Annotated in this window: 1 protein-coding gene; it reads right to left on the bottom strand. The window is 73.3% G+C overall.

Going from position 1 to position 824, the window contains the following annotated elements; translation table 11 throughout:
- A partial coding sequence (locus P1P70_RS45250; protein ID WP_319248400.1) for an SGNH/GDSL hydrolase family protein occupies window positions 1-754 on the bottom strand: 754 nt, incomplete at its 3' end.
- Window positions 755-824 lie beyond the last annotated feature (70 nt).

Raw genomic sequence — 824 nt, 5'->3', positions numbered from 1 at the left:
GGGTGAAGGCGCGCAGGCGCATCACGTCGTGGTTGACGAGGTTGATGCCGATCTTGACGCTGATCAGGTCGGCGGGGGTGTCCCGGATGGCGCGGGCGACGAAGGGGTCGAGGAGGGCACTGCCGCCGAAGCCCAGGTTGACGAGTTCGACTCCGGCCAGCCGGGCGGCGTGGGCGGGCCAGATGCCGGTGGGGCTCGCGGCGTCGGAGCCGTGGCTGATCGAGCTGCCGTGGTGCAGCCAGACCCGGCGGCCCGGGTCGGCGGCGGGCTCGACGGGGGCGTCGGTGCGCAGCGCGACGAGTTCGGTGGTCTCGTTGTGCGGGAGCCAGATCTCGACCGTCTTGAGGCCGTCGGGGAGGTCGCTGAAGGTCACCGTGCCGGGCGGGCCCGGGCGGTGCTCCGCCGTGCCGGTGGTCATGTCGATGGTCAGGGTGTTGCCGTCCGGCACACTCCCCCGGGCGGTCGTGCGGCCGTCGACGACGAGGTCGTACAGGCCGTCCGGACGGGGCGGGGCGCCCACGTAGGTCCGCTTGGTGCGCAGGGCGTCGAGTTCGACGGCGGTGGCGCGGGTGCGGAAGACCAGGCGTACGCCGGAGGGCTGGGACTCGACCATGGCCAGCTGCGGATCGGCGCACTGGGCGCGGGCCCGTGCGGGCAACCGGTGCGGCAGGACGCCGTGTTCGGTGCGTTCCAGCTCCAGGGCTCCGCGCAGGAGGTCGGCGGTGATGGGGGTGGTGATCCAGGGAGTGGTCATGGCGCAACCTGACGATCGGCGGGGGTGTCCCGGATGGCGCGGGCGACGAAGGGGTCGAGGAGGGCACTGC

This window comes from Streptomyces sp. MB09-02B, from assembly GCF_033794485.1.
Taxonomy (GTDB): domain Bacteria; phylum Actinomycetota; class Actinomycetes; order Streptomycetales; family Streptomycetaceae; genus Streptomyces.
The sequence above is the reverse complement of the archived record's forward strand: the minus strand, read 5'-3'. Positions and strand labels throughout refer to the sequence as shown.